This is a genomic window from Metamycoplasma phocicerebrale (assembly GCF_003383595.3).
Lineage (GTDB): Bacteria > Bacillota_I > Bacilli_A > Mycoplasmatales > Metamycoplasmataceae > Metamycoplasma > Metamycoplasma phocicerebrale.
Map to the genome: position 1 here is coordinate 124,854 of NZ_CP033058.2, position 20,776 is coordinate 145,629.

Genomic DNA, 20,776 nt, shown 5'->3' on the forward strand with positions numbered 1-20,776 from the left:
CCTTTTAATATATTTAATATTTTATAATTAAAATTTACATTTTAATATTAATATTTTTTTATTATCATTTTTACACTCTTTTACGATTAAAAATACTTTGTTTTTGTATTGTTGGTAAGTTAACAAATGTTTTATAAAAACTCGAATTAACAATTACTCCACTATATATAAAATATGACATAACACTTAGCAATAATATGATGTACATAAAAGAAGCTACGACACCAAATTTTTTATAATTAATTAACGAAGTTAAAGAACCAAAAATTAATATATAAAATGAAGTAGGTATTGCTGCAATTAAAGAGCCTGGGTTAACATGAGAAAATTTTAATTTAAAGTTTGGAGAAAATTTAAAGAATAATAAAAATGAAGCATAAGTAATTGCGGGGAGAAAAATTATTGTAGGTAATCAAAAAATTAATTGAAATTCTCAAGGCAAATTACTTAATTCAATTTTGTCAGTTACAACAACACCAAAACCATTCTTTAATATAAAATTCAAAAAAGAAGACGCAATTAATAAAGCTATTATTAAAGAACATGTAATAAAAATACTTGTTAAAAATCCTTTTACTCTTGTTCTTCAAACTAAATTAGTTGATTTGTGTTCATAAAGTGCATCAAAGGATAAAATAAATTTAGCATACCCTTTTGAACCTAATCATAATATTGACAAAGTTAATAATATAAAAGCAGTTATTCCGCCGGCACTTTGTCAAATTAAACTAAAGGCTGGCATAACTTCCTTAATACCAGGTATCAATTGCCCTAATATTATTACATTAATAACTGTTTCGTAACTTTCATTTATAGCACCTATAATTCCCACAGCTAATCCTAAAGTTGGAATAAATGATAAAAACAAATACATTGCATATCCAGCTGGCACAAAAGCAAACTCATTTGAATTTATTTTTGAATAAGCAGAATTGACAATCTCTTTACCCTTAGTTTTAGAACTTTTAATATAATTGGGCATAGCTATAAATAGAATAGCATAAATAACTCACTTTACTATTCTTTCTAATATATTTTGTTTATTTTTATTTTTTACAATTTGTTTTGAAGATAATGAATTTGACTTATATTGTTTTTTTACATCATCTTTATCGTCATCATTGTTATTATCTCAACCAGTTTGCAAAATATCTTTCTTTTTACGCTTCATATAATTCCTTTATTTTTTTGTTTAGCTCAATGGGGTTAGCTTTACCCATTGTTTTTTTCATGGCTTGCCCCATCATAAATTTAGAAGCTCTGTTTGGGTTAATTTTAAATTCTTCCTTTAAATTTGCATTTTCACTTAGAATTTCTTGAATAATTTTATCCAAAGAAAATTCTATTTTTTCTATAAACCAATTATTTTGAGTTATCAAATTTTTTAATTTTAAAGATGGTTGTTCTAAATGCTTCTTTAAAATTAATTTTAAATTGTTTTTATTTATATCTCCTTTAATAATTCATTCAATTAATTGTGATGTTTGTTCATTATCTAATTCTAACCCTTTTAATTCTAATTGTTCTGAATTTAAAAAAGATACAATTTCAGAAAAAAAGATATTAGCTGTTTTTTTAAAGTTGCTTGTTTTTAAATTATCTAAAAAATTAGCATAATGTACATTGTTTATTAGTTGGGATATTTGTACATTATTCAATCCATTTAATTCATATCTTTTTTCTTTGTCATAAGGTAATTCTTCAATTTTAATTGACTCTATAACTTCTTCAGGTAATTCAATATATGGGATGTTAGGATCAGGAAAGTATTTATAATCAATTGAATCTGCTTTAGATCTCATTGAAACTGTAATATTTTTAGACTCATCAAATCTTTTTGTTTCTTGAGCAAAAAATCTATTATTTTCATAACAGTCTACTTGATATTTAAATTCATATTCAATTGCTTTTTCTATATTGGATGTAGAATTCAAATTTTTAATTTCGACACGAGTATTCAAATCTTGAGTTCCTTTTTTTCTAACTGAAATATTTAAATCGACCCTTAAACTACCTTCATTCATTTTTGCATCAGAAATATTTAAAGCAAGAGCTATTTGTTTAATCGATTCAACATATGCAACTGCCTCTTTAGCAGAATGCATTGCAGGTTTAGAAACTATTTCGATTAAAGGTATGCCTGCCCTATTATAATTTAAATAAGTTAAATCTTTTTCATGTAATGATTTCGCTGTATCCTCTTCTAAGTGAATTCTTTCTATAGGAACTTGAAATCATTTATTATCAACTTTGATTTTAGTAAAACCTTCTTTTCCAATTGGGTTGAATTGTTGGGTTATTTGATAACCTTTAGTTAAGTCTGGATAAAAATAGTTTTTTCTATCAAATCTTATATTTCTATCTATTGTCATGTTTAAAGCTTTTGCCAATTTAATGCCTTTAATAATTGCTTCTTTATTTACTAAAGGAAGAGACCCTGGATAAGCTAAATCTATGTGAGAAACATATATATTGGCGTTCTTTGTGTACAAATTGGGTTGAGAAGAAAACATTTTTGTTTTTGTGTTTAATTCCAAATGAATTTCAATTCCTATAACTAATTCTCAATTATTCATATTTGCCTCCCAAAATTTTTTCTAAATATAATGCATGAGAAAATAATTTAGTATCTTTGTTTCTTTTTGCATCAATTGAAATATTAAAGGGTAAGTTTTTTATTGAATCCTCTTTCAATTTCATTGTTAATGAGGGGTTACCAACCAAATTTGCATAAGTTAAAATATTATTTAAATAAGAATTATATTTTGATTCTTTGCCAATTTCTGGAGCAATATCATTTGTTGCTGGGTAAATAAATATATCAGCTAAATCATGTATTTTATCAAAATATTCTTTCATAATTCTTCTCATTCTTTTAGCTTTGACAAAATATCTTATTTGATTTTCTGATTCAAGAAAATATGAGCCCAAAATTAAACGAGATTGAACCATTTTTCCCAAATTTATAGAACGAGTTTTAGTATAAGAGTCCATTCAATTTTTTCCTTCTATTCTTTGCCCAAAATGAACACCTGTTAAATTTGATAAGTTAGATGATGCTTCAGAAAAAGCAATAACTTTATAAATTACATCAATAGAATTTAAAATTTTTAAGTTTTCTTCAACTTTAATAAGTTCTATACCTTCTTTTTCTAATTTATTTAAAAATTCTTTATACGCTATAGAAATATCAGGATTTAATTTATCAAAACAATTTAAATAAGCAATTTTTTTAGGTTTTATTTCCTTTATATTTTTATAATCAAAACTTAAATCTATAGAAGTCATATCTTTTTCAAAGTCTGGCTTATATAAAACTGAAGATATTTTTATAAGATCTTTAACTGAATGACTAAAATAAGCTACGGTATCCAACGAAGTAGCAAAAGCAAATAAACCATATCTACTTATAGCTCCATATGATGGTTTAAATCCAATTTTTCCTATATTTGAAGCTGGCTTTCTAACTGAATCACCCGTATCAGAACCAATAGCAAAATCAATATCATTACTAAAAGTTGCAGCAGCACCTGATGAAGATCCTCCTACTAAATGTTTTGTATTTAATGGATTTTTTATTAGACCAAAAGCAGAATATTCACCCGATCCGCCTAGACCAAATTCATCTAAGTTTGTTCTAGCAACACAAGTCGATCCTTCTTCTTCTAGCAATTTAATAACTGTTGATTTATATTGAGGTTTAAAATTTTCTAAAAACTTGCTTGAAGCTCTAGCATTAACATTAATATCAGCATAGTTATCTTTAATACTAAAAACTGTATTAGCTAGCAAACCACTTGAATTTAATTTTGCATTCTCAAAAACATAAGCAATGGCATTATTTTGATCTTCTTTTAAATTTTGAATTATCTTTTTTATATTTTTAGTCACCATTTATTACCTTCTTTATAGTAACATAGTCAGAATCACTTGTTGCTGCATTTTTTAATATATATTGTTTATTAATTTTTGTATTATCATTAGGAATATCTTCACGCAACTTAAAAAAAGATACTTTTTGTTCATTAATATGCGACAAAGCTTTAATATGATTTAAATCATATTCGTCTAAATCTTTTAATTCACTATCTATTGAAGACAATAATTTATTTACCATTTCAAAAATATCCTCTGTTGGTTCTAACAATAAATTATTAGCAAGTTCCTTCATTTTAGTTTTAGTCATAGAAATCTCCTATCATTTTGGTTGAGAAATAAAAATTTGGTCATTATATTCTGAAAATTCTTCAGGCAATCCAATAAATTTCATTGAATATGAATGTAAATAAAGTCTTCGAGCTTTTTTGCCTCCATATTTAGTATCACCCAAAATTGGACAATGTAAATATTCTAGAGTTGCTCTAATTTGGTGTTTTTTACCTGTAATTATTTGAGCAAAATTTCTGTTTCTTTCTTTATAAAAAATAGTTCTAGCTTTAATTCCGAAATCGGGATTAACTTTCATTTTTTCATTTTTAATATCTTTTTCAAGACGAACAGTTATATCAATTTTATCTTGGTTAAAATCTGATACAAATTGATAAACTCTTTCAAAATTATTTTGAAATTCATCAAATACAACTAAAGTTTTGTAATTTTTAGCATATACAACTAAACCACTAGTTTTTTTATCGATTCTTCCTATTGAAGAAGGGACAAATGAGGAAGTTTTTTTAAAATTTAGATATTTATGAACTTGATCATCTAAAGAATTTTCTTCTGAATGCATAGCAACATTAATCGCTTTATCTACAATTAAAATATTTCTATCTTCATAAATAACTTTAAAGTTTATGTTTGCTGTATTTTGTTTCTGAGGTTTTGAAACTTCAGAAATTCCATAAACAATAATTTCATCACCTAATTGAATTTTATATTGCTTATCATTTGTTCTGACACCATTAACTTTAATATCTTTTTCTCTAAAAATTTTTTCAATTCTAGATTTAGGCACATTATCACAAACTTTTATTAAATACTTATATAAAATACGACCTACGTCGTCTTTTTTTGCTTTAAACTTATTATTCATCGAATTCTTCTTCCTCTATAAACACACCATCATTATTTGTATCGCTTCTTTGTGAATCAAATAAATTGAAATCCTTATCAACCATTTCTTCATCTATATCTGAATAACGATTAAATTCTGGAAATGGGGGTAATTCTGCTAATGTTTTTATTTTAAAATAATCATAAAATTTATTAGTAATACCATAAAGAATAGGATTGCCGGGGGTTGAAGCAACGCCCACTTCTTCTATAATTCCCTTTTCTAATAAACTAGCAACAATACCATCGCTAGCAACACCTCTAATATTAGAAATAATAGAACGAGTTACTGGTTGTTTATATGCAACAATACCAGCTACTTCAATAGCAGCATTTGACAACCTTTGCTTTCTAACTATTGTAACTAAATCAGCTATAGCATCTTTAGCTATTTCAACGGTTAAAAATTTATATACATCATTAAATTCATGAACTTTTATTCCACGGTCTAAATTATTAAAATATTGTTTAAAATCTTTTAATAATTTTCTACCTTCTTGTATAGTATTTAATTTAAAAACATCTTTAATTTGTTCCGAACTAACACCCTCGCTACCTTGGATAAATAATAAGGCTTCAATAATTTTATTCTTCATACTCTACTCCTTTTTTAAAGATAATATCTCCTTCATCTTCTTCTTGTTCCAATACAACAATTTGCTGTCTTGCTAGATCTAAAACAGCTAATAATGTTATAACAAAATGACCCATTGTCGGAACATGAAACACCTCTTGAAAAGTTAATATGTTTTTTGATTTAAATAAACCAATTATTCTTTTCTTTTGTTCTTCCGGACTCACAGCAATTGTTGAAATAGTTATATTTCTAACTAATTCTGAATATGTTCTTTCAAACATTTTTCTTAATGTAATAACTAATTTTGAACTATTTGAATGACCATCTAAAATTGAAGTGTCCAATTCTCTTTCAAACCCTTCAGTTTCTTCTGGTTCTTTTGAATATAAATATTGGCGTTTTTCTTCTTGTTCTCTTAAAAGAATAGATATTTCTTTAAACTTTTCATATTCAGCAATTTGTTCAAGCAATCTTTTCTTTTCCTGTTTTATTTCTTCTTCTACTTCAGGGTCTTGCAACAACATTCTAGCCTTTAATTGCAACAATGTGGCTGCCATTACTAAATATTCAGAAGCTATATCAATTTCATAACTTTTAAGATGCCTGATAATTTCCAAATATTGAGTAGCTAAATCAAATAAATCCACTTCAAAAATGCTTATGTTTTTATCTTTTATTAAAGTTACAAGCAAATCCAAAGGACCATCAAAATTAGCTAATTTAAAAATATGTCTATCATCATATTCATCTTCGCCCTTAATTATTTCTTCTGCTTCTTCAAAAGAAATTTCATTTACTACTGGTTTTTTAAGTTCTTTCATAAAATTTAATTACCTTACTTTATCTATTTTTATATGATTACTATTTGTTGTTTTTTCTTTTAGTGAAAGTGTTATTTATTGTTTCTTTAGAAGTTATCGTTTGTTCAATATAGTCTTTTTTAACAATATCATGAACTCATAAAGCAAAATCTTTTTTATCTAAAGTTTGAAATTGTTGTGGTTTTATAACTGGATGAAATTTAACAGTAATAGTTAATTTACCATTTCTATTATTATCAAGAGCATTTGCAGCATTATTTATAGTTACAGGAACCAAAGGAATATAAGCAGACTGTGCTAATAAAAATACTCCAGGGTTAAAATCATTTAATTTTCCATTTTTGGTTCTTGTACCTTCTGGAAAAATAACTCCACAAGTTTGGTTTCTTTTTACATATTGACCAAATTCTTTTAAAACTGCAAGTGTTTCTTTTGGTTTAGATAAATCAATATAAAATGTATCTATTAATTCACTAATTTTATAAACAATTTTTTTAGATTTAGCTTCTGATCTAGCTACAAAGGTTCCATATCTAGTTTTTTTAGAACCATCTCCATGATTTCATAAAGAAGACATAATAATTAATGGGTCTAGATATGTAGAATGGTTAGGTGTTAATAAACATGGCCCGCTTGGTATATTCTCAAAACCTTCAACTTTAACTTCAATATTTAAATGTTTTAATATATTTGAACCATACTTTTGAAAAAAATGTTGTTTTTCACCAAATTTATAATATTCTGGCATTCTTCTATTTCTATCCGCTTTACTATTTAAAGTTAAAATATTGTGTATAAGAGGTAAAAATCTTCAAAATTTTCTTGTACGTAATTTCATTTTTTCTCCTTAATTTTTAAATGCAACAGCAACAACATAACCATCTTCATTTGTTGTTGATAGTTGAAAATCATTATATATATATCTACCTGATTCGTTCTTCTCAATTAATATCTCTCTATATTGAAAAAGTGAGTTATCTATTTTAAATAAGCATTCTTTTATAGCTCATCTAGTAGCTAAAAATATGGCTTTTTCAGGCCTATTTAATTTTTGATATTTTTCTATTTCAGTTGGATGAAGAAATTTTTTAATAGCTTCTTTCGATATTCTTTTAAATCTTTTTATTTTAGTTAAATCAACTGAAATCATAATTCTCCTTGGTAAATAATGTATTAATTATAAAATAATTATAATTATTTGCTTCAAAACTAATAAAAACTAAAAAAATAAGTGCTTTATTTTGCACTTAAATTTAAGAATTATTTTTAATTATTCAGAACATAGTGGATCAAAGGGACTTATTTCAATAGATGGTTTTTCATAAGCTGCTAATACGTCCTTAGGTAAGTACTTCTTATCAACAATTGCCATATAGTTATAATCTGTAAATCATTGATCACTCATAGATCAAAAACCTTTATTTCCTTTATCTGGTCCTCAACTATTTTCTACTTTTCAATTTATTGGCAGGCCTTTTTTATCTAAATTTACTCCCACCATATTCATAGCATGAGAAATTACTGAAGCTCTTGATTCAAATTTTTCAGCTTTTGAAAATTCTGGTGTTTTGGTTAAAGTTATATCATAATTATATAATTCAGAATCCATAATACCATCCCTATTTGAAAAAGTTGAAACATCACAACCAAATCAAACAGGCTCATCATCTTTAATTTGCTCAATCATAGCTTTTTTCATTGTTTCAATATCTACATTTAACATTGTTAACGGTTTACCACCTACCATGTTATTAGAAATAGGTGATACTATGAATGAATTATATGGATGTATATTTCTAGGATCAGACACCAAATCTATTTTATTTTCAATATAATCTCCTATATATTTATCAAAAAATTCTATTGGAGTCATTTCTTCCAAAGAAACATATTTTTTATCTTTATTCATATATTCAAATCTAAATGATTTAGGAGGTTTCCCTAAAGATTTTACTAATATATTGTAAACATCTTCTAAAGCGTGATTTTTTAATAAATTTACCTTATTTAAATCCCTTGTTTCTTGAAAAGTTTTTCTCATTCTTGCTGTATAAGCTTTTAGCCTTCAATTTATTTGTGTAACCATTTCATTTGTTGATTCAGAACTATAAGATTCATTCATCGCATCTTTTGTTACAATTCCGTATTTTTTAACTAAATTAACAAAAAATTCTCAATAACCTCCATCTGAAATAGGAGCTTCATTAAAGTGTCTAAAAAGTCTATCATCATTATCTAATTGTAAACCATTTTTTTCAACTCAATTTAAGTAATAATTTGCTTTTTCTAACTTATCAAAAAAATGAACATAATTTTGTGATAATTCTAAGGACTCAATTTTTAAATCCTTCATTAATTTTGTTCTAATTGAATTTAAACCCGCAAATATTCAGCATCTACCGCTATTTTTTTGATTTGTAATACTTCCAACTTTTGTCTCGTTAGAAAAAACAAAATTATGTTTTTTAATTACTTCATTATTTATAGAACTATTTGCTAAACCATTTTTAAATATTGATGATTCTACTATTTTGTTTGATAAATTTTTTTCATAATTATTTTCATATTTTTCTAATTGTGATTTTGTTATTTGTTTATCCATACAGTCTCCTTATTTTTTTGCTTCTTTTGTGCAATATTGTGTAACTTTTATAATATCTTCCAATTTTCCTATAAAGGTAATTAAATCATTTTCTAGAATTTCAAAGTTCCCACTTGGCAAAAAGAATTTCGAATTTCTTTTAATCAAAGATACTGAAACATCATATTTATTTCTTAAATCTAGTTCTCCAATTTTTTTATTAAAAAGTTCAGGATTTTTTATATAAATAGAAGAACTAACAAATTCGTCTTGAATTTCAACTATATTTTCTGAAAAATGAGTTAATGCATTATCTGAAACTAAAATAGCAGTTTTCTTCCCCGCTTCTTCTTCAGGAGAAACAATATAAGTAACTCCAATTTGTCTTAAAACTCTAGCATGTCTTGGGTTAGAAGCTCTGGCTATAATTGTATTAACGCCCATCTCAGATAAAGCGGCAACTATTTCAATGTTATCAGAAGTTGCGACTATCACAACATCAAATTCTTTGATGTTTATTGACTCAAGAGTTCTTCTATCAGCACAATCGGCAATATAAATACTATCTACTTCATCTTTAAATTGTAAAAGTGGTTTTTCTTCTTGATCAACAATAACTAATCTAATGTTATTTTCTCTATCTGATAATAATTTTTGAACTATTGCTTGCCCAAAACGACCCACACCAATAATGCAAATTTCTCTAATTTTCTTAAATAATTTCATGTTTTTCTCCCTTCAGATATTATAAATATATAAATTTTACCACTATATTTGATTATAGTTAATTTATGTTTTTATTAACATAAAAAGTTAACTATTTTTGATAAAAAAAGCTTTTTTCCAACATGAATATATTATATAAATAATATTTTTTTATTTTTGCTCTATAATTTAGCAAATGAAAAACAAAAGAAGAACTTCTAGAAAAACTAACATTATTTTTAGATTTTTACGGAAATTAGGTGCCGTAAGATATATTTTCATTATATATATTTTATTTACTATTTTAATTTCCTTATTATTATTTTGAAATGCTAGTCATAATGAAGGTATAACAAAACCTAGATATATAGATGTTCTTTTTGTATCAGCTTCTGCTTTTAGTGATACAGGTTTAACTCCACTTGTTATTTCTGAAACTTTTAATAGTTTTGGACAATTTTTAATTGCTCTGAGTATGGTCGTCGGTGGGATAGGTATATTTACTTTTAAAGTTTATATATTTCAATCAATTTTAAAAATAAAATCAAATTTATTTAGTAATATGGTTTCGCAAACAGAGCGCGGATCAATTACTATTAGTGAAACAAGAAAAATGATAAAAATCGCAATTTCATTTCTAATAATTACAACCATAATTGCATCATTTATTTTTACAATGCTTTTGTATTTTACAAAAAACCCTAATTTTGTTATTCCTAGTGATTTTAGCCCTAAGGCAAATAAAATGTTATTTGACCCTAGAGTAATAATGACTCAAGAACAAAACCCATATATGAATTTTGGACAAGCTATAAAATTAGGAATTTTTCATGCAATTAGCTCAATTAATAATGCTGGTTTTGACTTATTCGGAAATAAAAGTTTGCAACCGTTTTATCATGATTATGCATTTCAAAGCATTACAATAATTGTTTTCTTGATTGGTGGTATTGGTTTTCCAGTTATTTATGATGTCTGAAAAAAAATACAAAGTGCTAGAAAATCACAACCGAATCATAGATTTCAATTATTTACAAAATTTACAATAATAACTTATATAGTAACAACTGTGTTAGGTTTTGGCTTAAGTATTATTTTAGAATATTTTTCAAAATCTAAAGGCTCATTCTGATACCAAAATGAATACGGAAATGCTGGAGAAAAAATATTTGCTTTATATTTCCAAGTTAGTTCAACTAGATCGGCTGGGTTTTCAACAGTTAATTACTACAATTTTACACAATCTACAATACTATTACATAGTGTTTTGATGTTTATAGGATTTTCACCAGTATCAACAGCAGGTGGGGTTCGTAATACAACCATTGCAGTTATTTTCTTAAGTGTAATAACTATGATGTCTGAAAGAAAAAGGATAAATGCTTTTAAAAGACAAATTGGCAAGGAAACTTTGATTAAAGCAGTTAACGTTTTTGCAATTGCTATATTATTAATTTTAGTATTTACAATAACTACTTATGCTACAATACCAGATAAAACAAAAATGATAAATACACAAAATTACCCATTATTGTTCGTTGTCTTTGAAACATGTTCTGCTTTCGGTAATACAGGACTAAGTACAGGACTTTCAGGTTCAGCTAGAAATCTACATGTTGTTGGAAAATTAAGCTTAATATCAATGATGATTATAGGTCAATTTGGTATTCCACAAACTATAAAAATTTTTGGAAGAGTGAAACCTGCATCAGAACATTATCAATACATATATGAAGATGTGTCAATTGGTTAAGGAGACACCATGAAAACAAATAAGGCAATTAAAAATATTGCTAAAATTACACCAGCTTTAGCTATTATTCTAGCTACTCCAATTATTTCTGCCGCTTGTGGTAAAAAAAACAAAGACCCTGAGACAGATAAAAACAAAATTCAACCTAATTTGCAAGCTCCTGTAAAAGGAAAAGTAAAGTATATTGCAATAGGTGATGATTATGCAATAGGAAATAATAATAGCGATAATGCTGAAAAAAATAATTTTTACGATACAAATACAAAAGAAGTGAATGGGCTTTCATATGCTTCTTATTTAGCTAATTCAATTTTATTACTTAATGACGAAAAAACTCAATTAGAATCTTATTATAATTTTGGTCTTCAACAATCAACATCAAGTGATTGATTATATTTATTAAACCCAGATAAATATAGTTCTATTAATTTTAAAAATATGATTAATTTTAATAAAGAATTGGGTTCAGAAAATCAAGAAAGAATAAAATCTTTATTTAGTGATTTTCAAAATTATAAAAACAATAAACTATTAAAAAATATTAAAGAGGCAAATTTATTAACTTTATCAATAGGTTTTAATGACATTTATAAAAAAGATGAATTATTAAGTTTAATTTTTCAAGATTATAAAAATGAAAAGGAACTTAAAGATGCTTTAGTTAAATACAGGGCCATAAGTTTAAATAGAATTCAAAATTTAAAATCAAATTATTTAAACATAATTAATGAAATTAGGAATTTAAATAAAAATGTAAATATAAATTTAACTGGATATATTTCACCTTTCTTACATTTTTTACTAATTAATTCTACAAAGGAATATCAAAATACTTTTAATTCAATAATTTTAGAATTAAATAATGCAATTCAAAGTGTTGCAAAAGAAACCAAAGTTAATTATTATTCCTTTAATAATGAAGAATATATTTTAAAAAATCCAAAAGATTTTTCAAAAGATTTATTAAACATTTATCCGACAAATAATGCTTATAAAAAATTGGCGCAAGACATTTTTCTTAAAATGTCTATTTCATCGCAAGATTATAATAAGTTATTTAATCCTAAAAAGGCTTCTGAACATTTAATAGCCTTAGAATTTGATAAAAAAGCAAGTTTAATTAAATCTAATATTGTAGGTTTGGTCGGTTTAAACACTGATACATATAAACGTGAATACCAATTTGAAAAAATTAAGAAGAATCAAGAAATAATAAGCTCAGAATCAAATAATAATTTTATGTATAAATTATTATTAGAATTTAAAACTAATTTGCTTACTAGTGATAATCAATTGCCAGAAAACATTAAAGAAGTAGGCAAAACTATATTTAATTTTCTTAATATTGAAAATGAAAATATTAATGTTTGATTTTCTAATTTAGTAGACAAATTAATTAAGAATAATAAAAAACAAATTATTATTAATTTATTTAATCAAATTTTATCTTCAAATAATATCGAAAAAATATTAACAAAGTCTAACTTTGAAATTATTGATTTAATAAATAAAAAATCACATGGAAATATTAGTATCAAAGAAATAAAATCTATTTTTAAAAATAATTTATGAGAAAAAAACAATATTTACAAAATTATTAAAGATGTTTTAAGCAAAGGATTTGTTTCTAATTTAGAAAATAAAAAATTATTAAAAGAAGAGTTGCCTTCTTTAATTAAAATATTATTTTCAGATAAAATTGTAAGCAAACTTTTCCCAGGAAAATTAATTGAAATTTGAAATAAATCAAAAGAAGATAAAGAAGTTAAAGAAAAACTAAATTTATTGATTAATAAATTTGTTGATTCTGGTTTAAGAAATTATGAAAAACACATAGAGCAACCAGATTTAGAAGGCTTTTTAAATTCAATTTTAAAAGGTTCAAGAGCAGAAACAATTACATTTTTTAAATCTATAATAAATTACTTAATTAAGCATGAAGAAGAATTTAATTTAATTTCTAATAATTTGACATTAAGCATGAAAGAAATGTTTTCTATTCCTGACAATAGATTGGAAGATATAAATTACTTTATTAAAAATATTATTTTAAGCTTAAAAGATTTTAAATATAATTCTGAATTTTTAGAATTGCACATTGAAACTGCAATTTCAAACAAAAACCTTAAAGATCAAAATTTATTAAAATCTTTTGTTTCAAATCTACTATTTAATACTTCTAATTCTAAATTAAACAAAAATAATAAAGTTTTCTTTGCGCTAATAAGTCACAAGCCAAATATTGAAAATTTAGATCTAGCAAAATTCGATCGAGGTTTGCAATATTTTGCTATTAGTTTAATACAAATTGAAAACTTTATGAGTATTGACAAAATTAAAAATTTAGCAGATGAAAAAGCTCGTGATTCTATTTTAAAACTATTAAAAAACATTTCAATTAATTATAATAATGAACTAAATGAAAGAGGAAAAACTCAACTAAAAGCTATTGCCTTTTTATTAATTGATGAAGTAACCCAAAACAACAGTTTATTAAACCAACTTTTAGATAGCTTGGGTGATTATATTGTTATTCATCCTTTAACTAATTATTTAAGAAAATATGGTTTAGAAAACAAAATTTTAAAAGCTAATCCAAAATATAAAACTTTAGAAGATTTTGTGCGCGATGGATATAGAAATCTTTATAATTCCGTTAATAACCCAATAGTTATTGAAAAAATTAAATCATTTGTTTACGATGTAATTGATAATGGTGATAGATATGACCAAAACAGTATATACAAATTTACTCTTTCAATAATGGCGAGGGCAGATGAAAATGGTGTTTTAGATATTATTAAAACCATTTTAAAACAAATAGCTATTCCAAAAAATACCGATTTTATAGCAAATATTGTAAATACATATATGGTTTCTTACTTTTCATTCGAACTTAAACCAGAAGAAATAACCTTAATTTCTTCTTATATTGAAGATTTATTGAAAGGCATAGAACATTCAAACTTATATAATAATTTTGAAAAATATTTTATTTCAACAATACAAAAAATAAACAAATCTAAAATAGATAATTTTGAAAAATTAGGTAATTATTTAAAGGAAGAACTATCAAACTTTATTTCAATTTCAACCAACCCAGATTTTATTCAAAATATTTTAGAATTAATAAGTTTAAAAAACACAAATAACTCAGAAGAATTTAATAAATTTTTAAATGTAATAACAATATTTTTAAAAAATGAAAATTTTGTCGATTTAGTAATTAAAAAAATAAACATTAAAGACAAAATTAGTAATTTAAAAAATTCAATCAATGTAAACGCTTTCCCTGAAGAAATTAGAAATGAAATTAAATTGATTCTTTCAAATACCTTAAGTAATGTAACTGAAAAATGGGATGATTTATTTTTACCTAAACTAAAAGAATTAATTAAAAGTTCAGTAGAAAAAGAAGAAATTAAAAAAGCTAAAAATATTAATGAATTTATATCATTGATATTATCAGAAAATAGCTTACTAATTAAAGAATTAACTGAAAAAACATTAAATGAAACATTATTGTCTTCAGATGAAAATCAAAATAGTATTATCAACATAATAATTCATTATTTAAGTCAAAAAATGAATTACAACAATTTAAGTGAAGTTGAAAAAAATAATTTAAAATCTTTCATGAAAAAGACTATCAATTTTGCACAAAATAAAAAACTATATTCTCCAGTAATTGACGGTTTATTTATTTTATTAGAATCAAACCTGAAAAAACATGGAATGAATTTTAAAAAATATGAATTTACAGATTTTACAAAGAATATTGAGTTTAAGAATTTTGATATTTATCAATTGGCTAATGAATTCATAGATAACAATTTATCAAAAGATGAAATTAAAATAGTAATAAAAACAGCTTTAATTAATGTTCCACTTATTTTATCTCAAATTATTCCAGATAAAAAAAATGAAGATCAAAGTGGTCCCAAATCAAAAATTGAATTAGAAAAGATTTTTGCTATTGTAACAAAAGCTATTAATAAATTATCAATTGATGATAGAAATGAATTAATACCTTACCTATCAGATGCTATATTTGAAATAAAAGAAAATAAGAATTTCAAAAAATTAATAATACAAATTTTAAAAGAAGAAATTAAGAAAATTGATGAAGCAATTTTAAATAAAATTACAAATCAAACAGAAAATAGCGCAAATAAATTAGCCACTATAATTATTAATAAAGTTTATGAACATGTTCTTGAAGTGGAAAACAAGAATTATTTTACAAACATATTAAAAACAATATTAATCTCTGAACAAACAGTGGATTTAAGTCCTAAATCAATTGTTTTAAAATTATTTAAATCTTTAAAAACAAACAAAACTGACGAGTTTATTAATAAAGTTTTTGACAAAGCCTTAAATGACGAAGAAATTATTATTACAGTTGGTAACGCAATTACTTTAATGATAGAAAAAGAACTAAATGTTACATTTGGAGAACAAGAAAAAAATCAAATTGCAGATTACTTAAAGTCCTTTATGTCTAATTTAAAAGGAAAAGAACTATTTAATAAATTTAAAAAACATGTTTATTCTTTCTTAGAAAATCAAAATGATTTAATTTCATTTAAAGATTTTAAAACTAAATTATTTAAAAATATAACCAATTTCTTTACATTAGATTCTAAACAAATAAAAGATATATTGAATTTAGTATTAATACAAAATGGACAAAATGATAAAGAAAATGAACAAAAATTATTTAAAGTTTTAAAAATAATGCTTTCTAAAAAAGCAATTATTGATTTAGCATGACAAAAGTTTGATATTAATATAATTTCAAATGCTTTAAGTAATGTAAACTTAAATAATTTAGGTTTAAATGAAGAAAACAAAAATTATTTAAGAAATATAATAGATGGAATTAAAAACTTAATTACAGCAAAATTTGATGTTTTAATTAAAAATAATCTTAATGAATTAATAGAAAAACTATTGTTACCAGAAGTAATTAATGAATCAAATGATTTTGAATCATGAATTAAAAAAGCCTTTGAAATTAATCAAGAATGATTAAGACAAAAAGCAAATTCTATTTTTAAAGAAGTAATGGATTTATCAGAAATACAACCAATTAAAAATAATGTAGCAAAATTACTAATTGGATTAATGGCCCAAAAATTAAACAATTTAAACATTGAAGACCAATATAAACAAAAAATGGAATCTACTACATTAAAATTAATTAACTCTATATCAACTTGAGAAATTACTAATGAAATAATTAATTCTTCAATGAATTTATTAATTAAAAATTTAAATGAACATAATTTGAATTTTAAAGAATATAACTTTAATGGCTTAATTGAAATTGGCGATATTATAAACGGTTTGAATATAAATAAAGTTGTTGAATTTATAGACAGTATTGAATCAAAAGAATTATTTTCATTTGTTTACTTATTTATAAATAAATTTGAAGAATTTGACAAATTATTTAAGTTACCAGAAAATTCATCTGGAAACAATGAACAAAATATTAATAAGGAAATAGTTCAATTTAAAAAACCTATTAGTTTACCAGCAGAATCTATATTTAAATTTATTAAAACTAGTCTTTCTGTTTTGGATAGCAATGATAGACAAGCTATTAAATTATTAATTCCAAGTTTTGTTGAAAAAATATTAGCTTCTGAAAATATTAAAAATTTTGCTAAAGATAAATTAAAATTTGTTGAAAAAATTATTTTAGAATCTGATTCTCAAGCAACAGATTTTGCTAAGGAAACAATAGATAAAATTATTAAAATTGTTTTTGAAGGTTCTAAATCTAAAGACACATTTGAAAAACTAATTATTTCTGCTATTGATTTAGATAAAAATGCTTTAGAATCAATTGGCGATATTAATATACTAATTAAAACATTCTTTAATACAAATAAGCAAAGTTTAAAAGACTATGTTAAAAATACATTTGTTGAAACATTAAAAGACAATCAATATATAAATAAACTTTTAGAATTTGTATTTGGTCAATTGAATAAAAAATATAAATTTGATAGTATTGGCGATGAAATTAAAAATATTAGTTCTCTTTTAATAAGAGTTATTAATACTTTAGAAAATCAACAACAAAATATAATTACTGATTTTGGTTTTGATTTTATAGAAAAAATATTAGATGCTAACATATTCATTTTAGAAGGTACTATAAATAAAGAAACATTAAACAAAAAAATTATTTCAATATTAAGCAATTTAGATTATAAATCAATATTTAAACCTGAAATATTTGAAAAAATTATAAAAAGTGTCTTATCTAAAGATTTAACTAAGGAAACAATAGTAACAGAATTAAAATCTTTATATAGTTACTTAACTAGAAACATTCCAAAATTAAATAATGAAAATCCAAATGATTCTCAAAATAATAATGAAGAAAACAAACAATTATTATTAAAATTAGAAAGTATTATTCAAAATGCATTAATAGGTTTAAATGGTTCAATAGAACCTAGCGATATTAATGCAAAAGAATCAGTTATTGAAGTAGCAAATAGCATTATTAAAGATCAAATTAAGAAAGTTAATTGAGAAGCATTAAAACAAACAATAGTCCCAAAAGAAGATTTGAAAAAAATTGCAAACATTTTTATCGAAAAACCTGCATTTAAACAAACCTTAAATGACTTAATAATAGAAATATTAAGTGGTTCAAAAATTGCAAACACTAATACTGCTGGAGAAGCAATTAATAAAACATTAGCTAAATTATCAGAAAAATTAAAAGAAAATATTGACAAAATATTTAAAGAATTAATTCAAGATAATGAAATCATGAAGATTATTATTAATAGCATGGTTGAATATTTAAAATTAGAAAATGTTACAGAAGATGACAAACAATTATTAAAAGATGTTGTTGTTGATATATTTAATGATTTAGTGAAAACTGATTATTACAAGAAGAAAATAATAAAAAGAACAATTGATCATTTTACAAACTTCAGTAAGAATTTCTCAATTCTAGAACCAACAAAATGGTTAACTGATGCTTTAGAAAAAATCAAACTTGGTTTTGGATTGGGAGATGCTAAAATAATTGGAGAATTTATAGGAAAAACTAAAGCAATAAATGGCCCAAGATTAGTTAAATTAGTTAATTTAATTTTTGGAAAAAGTAATTTTGAAAATTCATTTATTTACAATTCCTTAAGAAATATAAATATGAATGAAGATAAGACAAAAAGAACAACTATGAAAGATCTAAGAAAAATGGCTTCTATAAACAACTTAAATACACAACCAACTCCTCCTGCTGCAGATGACCCTGATAATATAAGCCCAGATTTAGATCCTTTGGTTTTATTAAATTCAATTTTCTCATTACTATGGGATCAATATTCAATTAGTGATGCTAAAAATGATAGTTTAAGTTTCAAGAAAAGATCACAAACAGAAGAATGAAAAGCGGTTTATAGAATACAAGTTGCTATGAATTTTGCAATATTTGAAATGTTCGGGCGTGAAACTTTAGAAAAACAACGTGAAAACGGTGGTTTTACTGAATTGAATTTATATTCTGGTGGAAGAGCAATTTTATGAGAATTACAAGAAGCTACAAATCTAAAATTAGTTCCAGGTATTGCAAGTAAGTTTTCTGGAATGCAAAGGTTTTTCAAACCAACAGATCATTTACGTCAATTTACTAATTATTTAATTGAAGAGAAAAAAGGTTTATTTTTTAGCTCATATATTTTCTTTGAAGAAAAAAATTATGGACCTGAATCAATTAATTATATTATTGTTAGTTCAGGATATAATGAAGGTGAAGAATCTAAATTAAAGAACTTTAAATATAAAGTAACTGAAGATGGCCAAGAGAATGCTATATCTAAAAAAGAATATATTCTTTTAACTCTTAAAGAAGGTGGTTATGGTAAATTTATGGCAATAAATAACAAAACTTCTAAATCTATTTGGTCTGGTCTAAACAAAGTTAAAGAAGGTGAATTTTATTAAAAATAAACTTGGTGTCTAAATTAGGCATCAAGTTTTATATATCAACTTATTTAATTAATAAATTAAATTTGTTGTAAAATAATACATGCACGGCCAACTGCTGCGGTTAAAACGTAGAGGAAAATCCGCTCTAGCACTCGCTGCGATGCGAGTAGTGATCATGCTAGGCCAAATAAGCCTAGGCAGCCACAATTGTGGTTGACGACAAGTGCAACAGAGACGAGCTTATTTAGTTAAGGTGCAACGATGTAAACTCCATGAGTTAGAAACCCAAATTTTGGTAGGGGAACCTAATAGAGATAAATGAATTAAAATTAGGAAGTTTTATAACTTAGATAAATAGTTGGCGCTATAGTAATATAGTACAAAAAGCGGTTTATAGTGTAAAAAGAAGGCGTTTTCGTCTTTTTTTCTTTTATTTTTCTTAAAAACTTTATATATAAAAAATAAATTAAAAATAATATTTATAAGGGAGAAAACAATGAATGAATTATTATTATATTTTAATTATAAATACAAAGGGGATTGAAACAAAATTTATAATGCTATAAAGCAAAAAGAACAAATAAAAGAGGAAGATTATAAAAATTTTATAAACCAAATAAACACAAATAATGAGAAATATATAACCATATTAGATAGTGATTATCCACAAAAATTATTAGCAAACAGAAAGCCGCCTTTTGTTTTACATTATAAAGGTAATTTAGAGATTTTGACAAAAGCGAAAAAAATTGTTTATTTAACTGGTAGTTATGAAACTCTAAATATTAATAAATATGTAAATAAAATTTCAAGGGATTTTGAAACTACTTTTATTAATCTTTATTGGAACGGTCTTGAACAATCAATATTAAAACAATTGTTAAATAAACAAGTAAAAGTTATAGTAATTTTGCCTTGTGGAATAAACTGAGCAATAAAAAATTTAAATTTAAATTATTATTTAGATGAAAATTGCTTATTTTTATCAGAATATCCTAATGAATACCACATTACCAAAATAGCCTATAGCGCTAGAAGTAGAATAAATGCTGGTCTATGCCACAAAATGATTTTACTTTCTTCTTTAGAATATAAATACAATAATATAATTAATGAATTTTTAGACCAAGGGAAAGATATACAATGCTTACTATTTAAAGATCATTTAGAAAATGATCAAAATATAGATCTAATTAATCAAGGAGCTGAACTAGTTTCTGAAAATAAACCAATATGTTAATTAGTTAGTTTAAGGTTGTCATAAAAGCATTATAAATAACCAAATTTGTAATAAAATTTTAATGTAATTATAAAAAAAT

The 20,776-nt window shown here is 24.0% G+C and carries 14 protein-coding genes and 1 other RNA gene; 4 read left to right on the forward strand and 11 right to left on the reverse strand.

Annotated elements, in window-relative coordinates:
* Positions 1–70: 70 nt before the first annotated feature.
* The 11 genes from DMC14_RS05695 to DMC14_RS00555 all read right to left on the reverse strand — a co-directional run bounded on the left by DMC14_RS05695 (position 71) and on the right by DMC14_RS00555 (position 9,757).
* On the reverse strand, positions 71–1,171 hold the full coding sequence (locus tag DMC14_RS05695; RefSeq protein ID WP_116171885.1) for a YhjD/YihY/BrkB family envelope integrity protein: 1,101 nt from the start codon (positions 1,169–1,171) through the stop codon (positions 71–73).
* Positions 1,161–2,576, reverse strand: coding sequence for an Asp-tRNA(Asn)/Glu-tRNA(Gln) amidotransferase subunit GatB (gatB, locus tag DMC14_RS00510; protein ID WP_116171886.1), 1,416 nt, complete (start codon positions 2,574–2,576; stop codon positions 1,161–1,163). Before gatB ends, DMC14_RS05695 begins: the two co-directional genes overlap by 11 nt.
* Positions 2,569–3,894, reverse strand: coding sequence for an amidase family protein (locus DMC14_RS00515; RefSeq protein ID WP_116171887.1), 1,326 nt, complete (start codon positions 3,892–3,894; stop codon positions 2,569–2,571). Before DMC14_RS00515 ends, gatB begins: the two co-directional genes overlap by 8 nt.
* A complete protein-coding gene (locus DMC14_RS00520; RefSeq protein WP_116171888.1) occupies positions 3,884–4,186 on the reverse strand; it encodes a glutamyl-tRNA amidotransferase in 303 nt (100 codons plus the stop codon). The genes DMC14_RS00515 and DMC14_RS00520 overlap by 11 nt, the downstream gene beginning before the upstream one ends.
* Positions 4,187–4,195: 9 nt before the next feature.
* A complete protein-coding gene (locus DMC14_RS05700) occupies positions 4,196–5,032 on the reverse strand; it encodes a pseudouridine synthase family protein (protein ID WP_116171889.1) in 837 nt (278 codons plus the stop codon).
* Positions 5,025–5,648, reverse strand: a complete 624-nt coding sequence (gene scpB, locus DMC14_RS00530) for an SMC-Scp complex subunit ScpB (RefSeq protein ID WP_116171890.1) — start codon at positions 5,646–5,648, stop codon at positions 5,025–5,027. The genes DMC14_RS05700 and scpB overlap by 8 nt, the downstream gene beginning before the upstream one ends.
* A complete protein-coding gene (locus DMC14_RS00535) occupies positions 5,638–6,450 on the reverse strand; it encodes a segregation/condensation protein A (RefSeq protein ID WP_116171891.1) in 813 nt (270 codons plus the stop codon). The genes scpB and DMC14_RS00535 overlap by 11 nt, the downstream gene beginning before the upstream one ends.
* Positions 6,451–6,490: 40 nt before the next feature.
* The gene (locus tag DMC14_RS00540) at positions 6,491–7,288 is read right to left on the reverse strand and encodes a lysophospholipid acyltransferase family protein (RefSeq protein ID WP_116171892.1); all 798 of its coding nucleotides are present in this window, start codon (positions 7,286–7,288) and stop codon (positions 6,491–6,493) included.
* Between the two features lie 9 nt (positions 7,289–7,297).
* Positions 7,298–7,600 (reverse strand): 4'-phosphopantetheinyl transferase superfamily protein, encoded by a 303-nt coding sequence (locus DMC14_RS05705; protein WP_116171893.1) that lies wholly within the window; start codon positions 7,598–7,600, stop codon positions 7,298–7,300.
* A 120-nt stretch (positions 7,601–7,720) separates the two neighbouring features.
* The gene (locus DMC14_RS00550) at positions 7,721–9,052 is read right to left on the reverse strand and encodes a C1 family peptidase (protein ID WP_116171894.1); all 1,332 of its coding nucleotides are present in this window, start codon (positions 9,050–9,052) and stop codon (positions 7,721–7,723) included.
* A gap of 9 nt (positions 9,053–9,061) precedes the next feature.
* A complete protein-coding gene (locus DMC14_RS00555; RefSeq protein WP_116171895.1) occupies positions 9,062–9,757 on the reverse strand; it encodes a potassium channel family protein in 696 nt (231 codons plus the stop codon).
* Positions 9,758–9,932: 175 nt separating this feature from the next.
* Here DMC14_RS00555 and DMC14_RS00560 point away from each other — a divergent pair, with 175 nt between their 5' ends.
* The 4 genes from DMC14_RS00560 to DMC14_RS05715 all read left to right on the forward strand — a co-directional run bounded on the left by DMC14_RS00560 (position 9,933) and on the right by DMC14_RS05715 (position 20,697).
* Complete coding sequence (locus tag DMC14_RS00560; RefSeq protein WP_116171896.1) at positions 9,933–11,489, forward strand: TrkH family potassium uptake protein; 1,557 nt, start codon at positions 9,933–9,935, stop codon at positions 11,487–11,489.
* Positions 11,490–11,498: 9 nt separating this feature from the next.
* The gene (locus DMC14_RS05710; RefSeq protein WP_137412647.1) at positions 11,499–19,472 is read left to right on the forward strand and encodes an SGNH/GDSL hydrolase family protein; all 7,974 of its coding nucleotides are present in this window, start codon (positions 11,499–11,501) and stop codon (positions 19,470–19,472) included.
* A gap of 85 nt (positions 19,473–19,557) precedes the next feature.
* Positions 19,558–19,856: RNase P RNA component class B (gene rnpB / locus DMC14_RS00570), an RNA gene on the forward strand.
* A gap of 97 nt (positions 19,857–19,953) precedes the next feature.
* The gene (locus DMC14_RS05715; protein WP_116171898.1) at positions 19,954–20,697 is read left to right on the forward strand and encodes a DNA-processing protein DprA; all 744 of its coding nucleotides are present in this window, start codon (positions 19,954–19,956) and stop codon (positions 20,695–20,697) included.
* Positions 20,698–20,776: the final 79 nt, after the last annotated feature.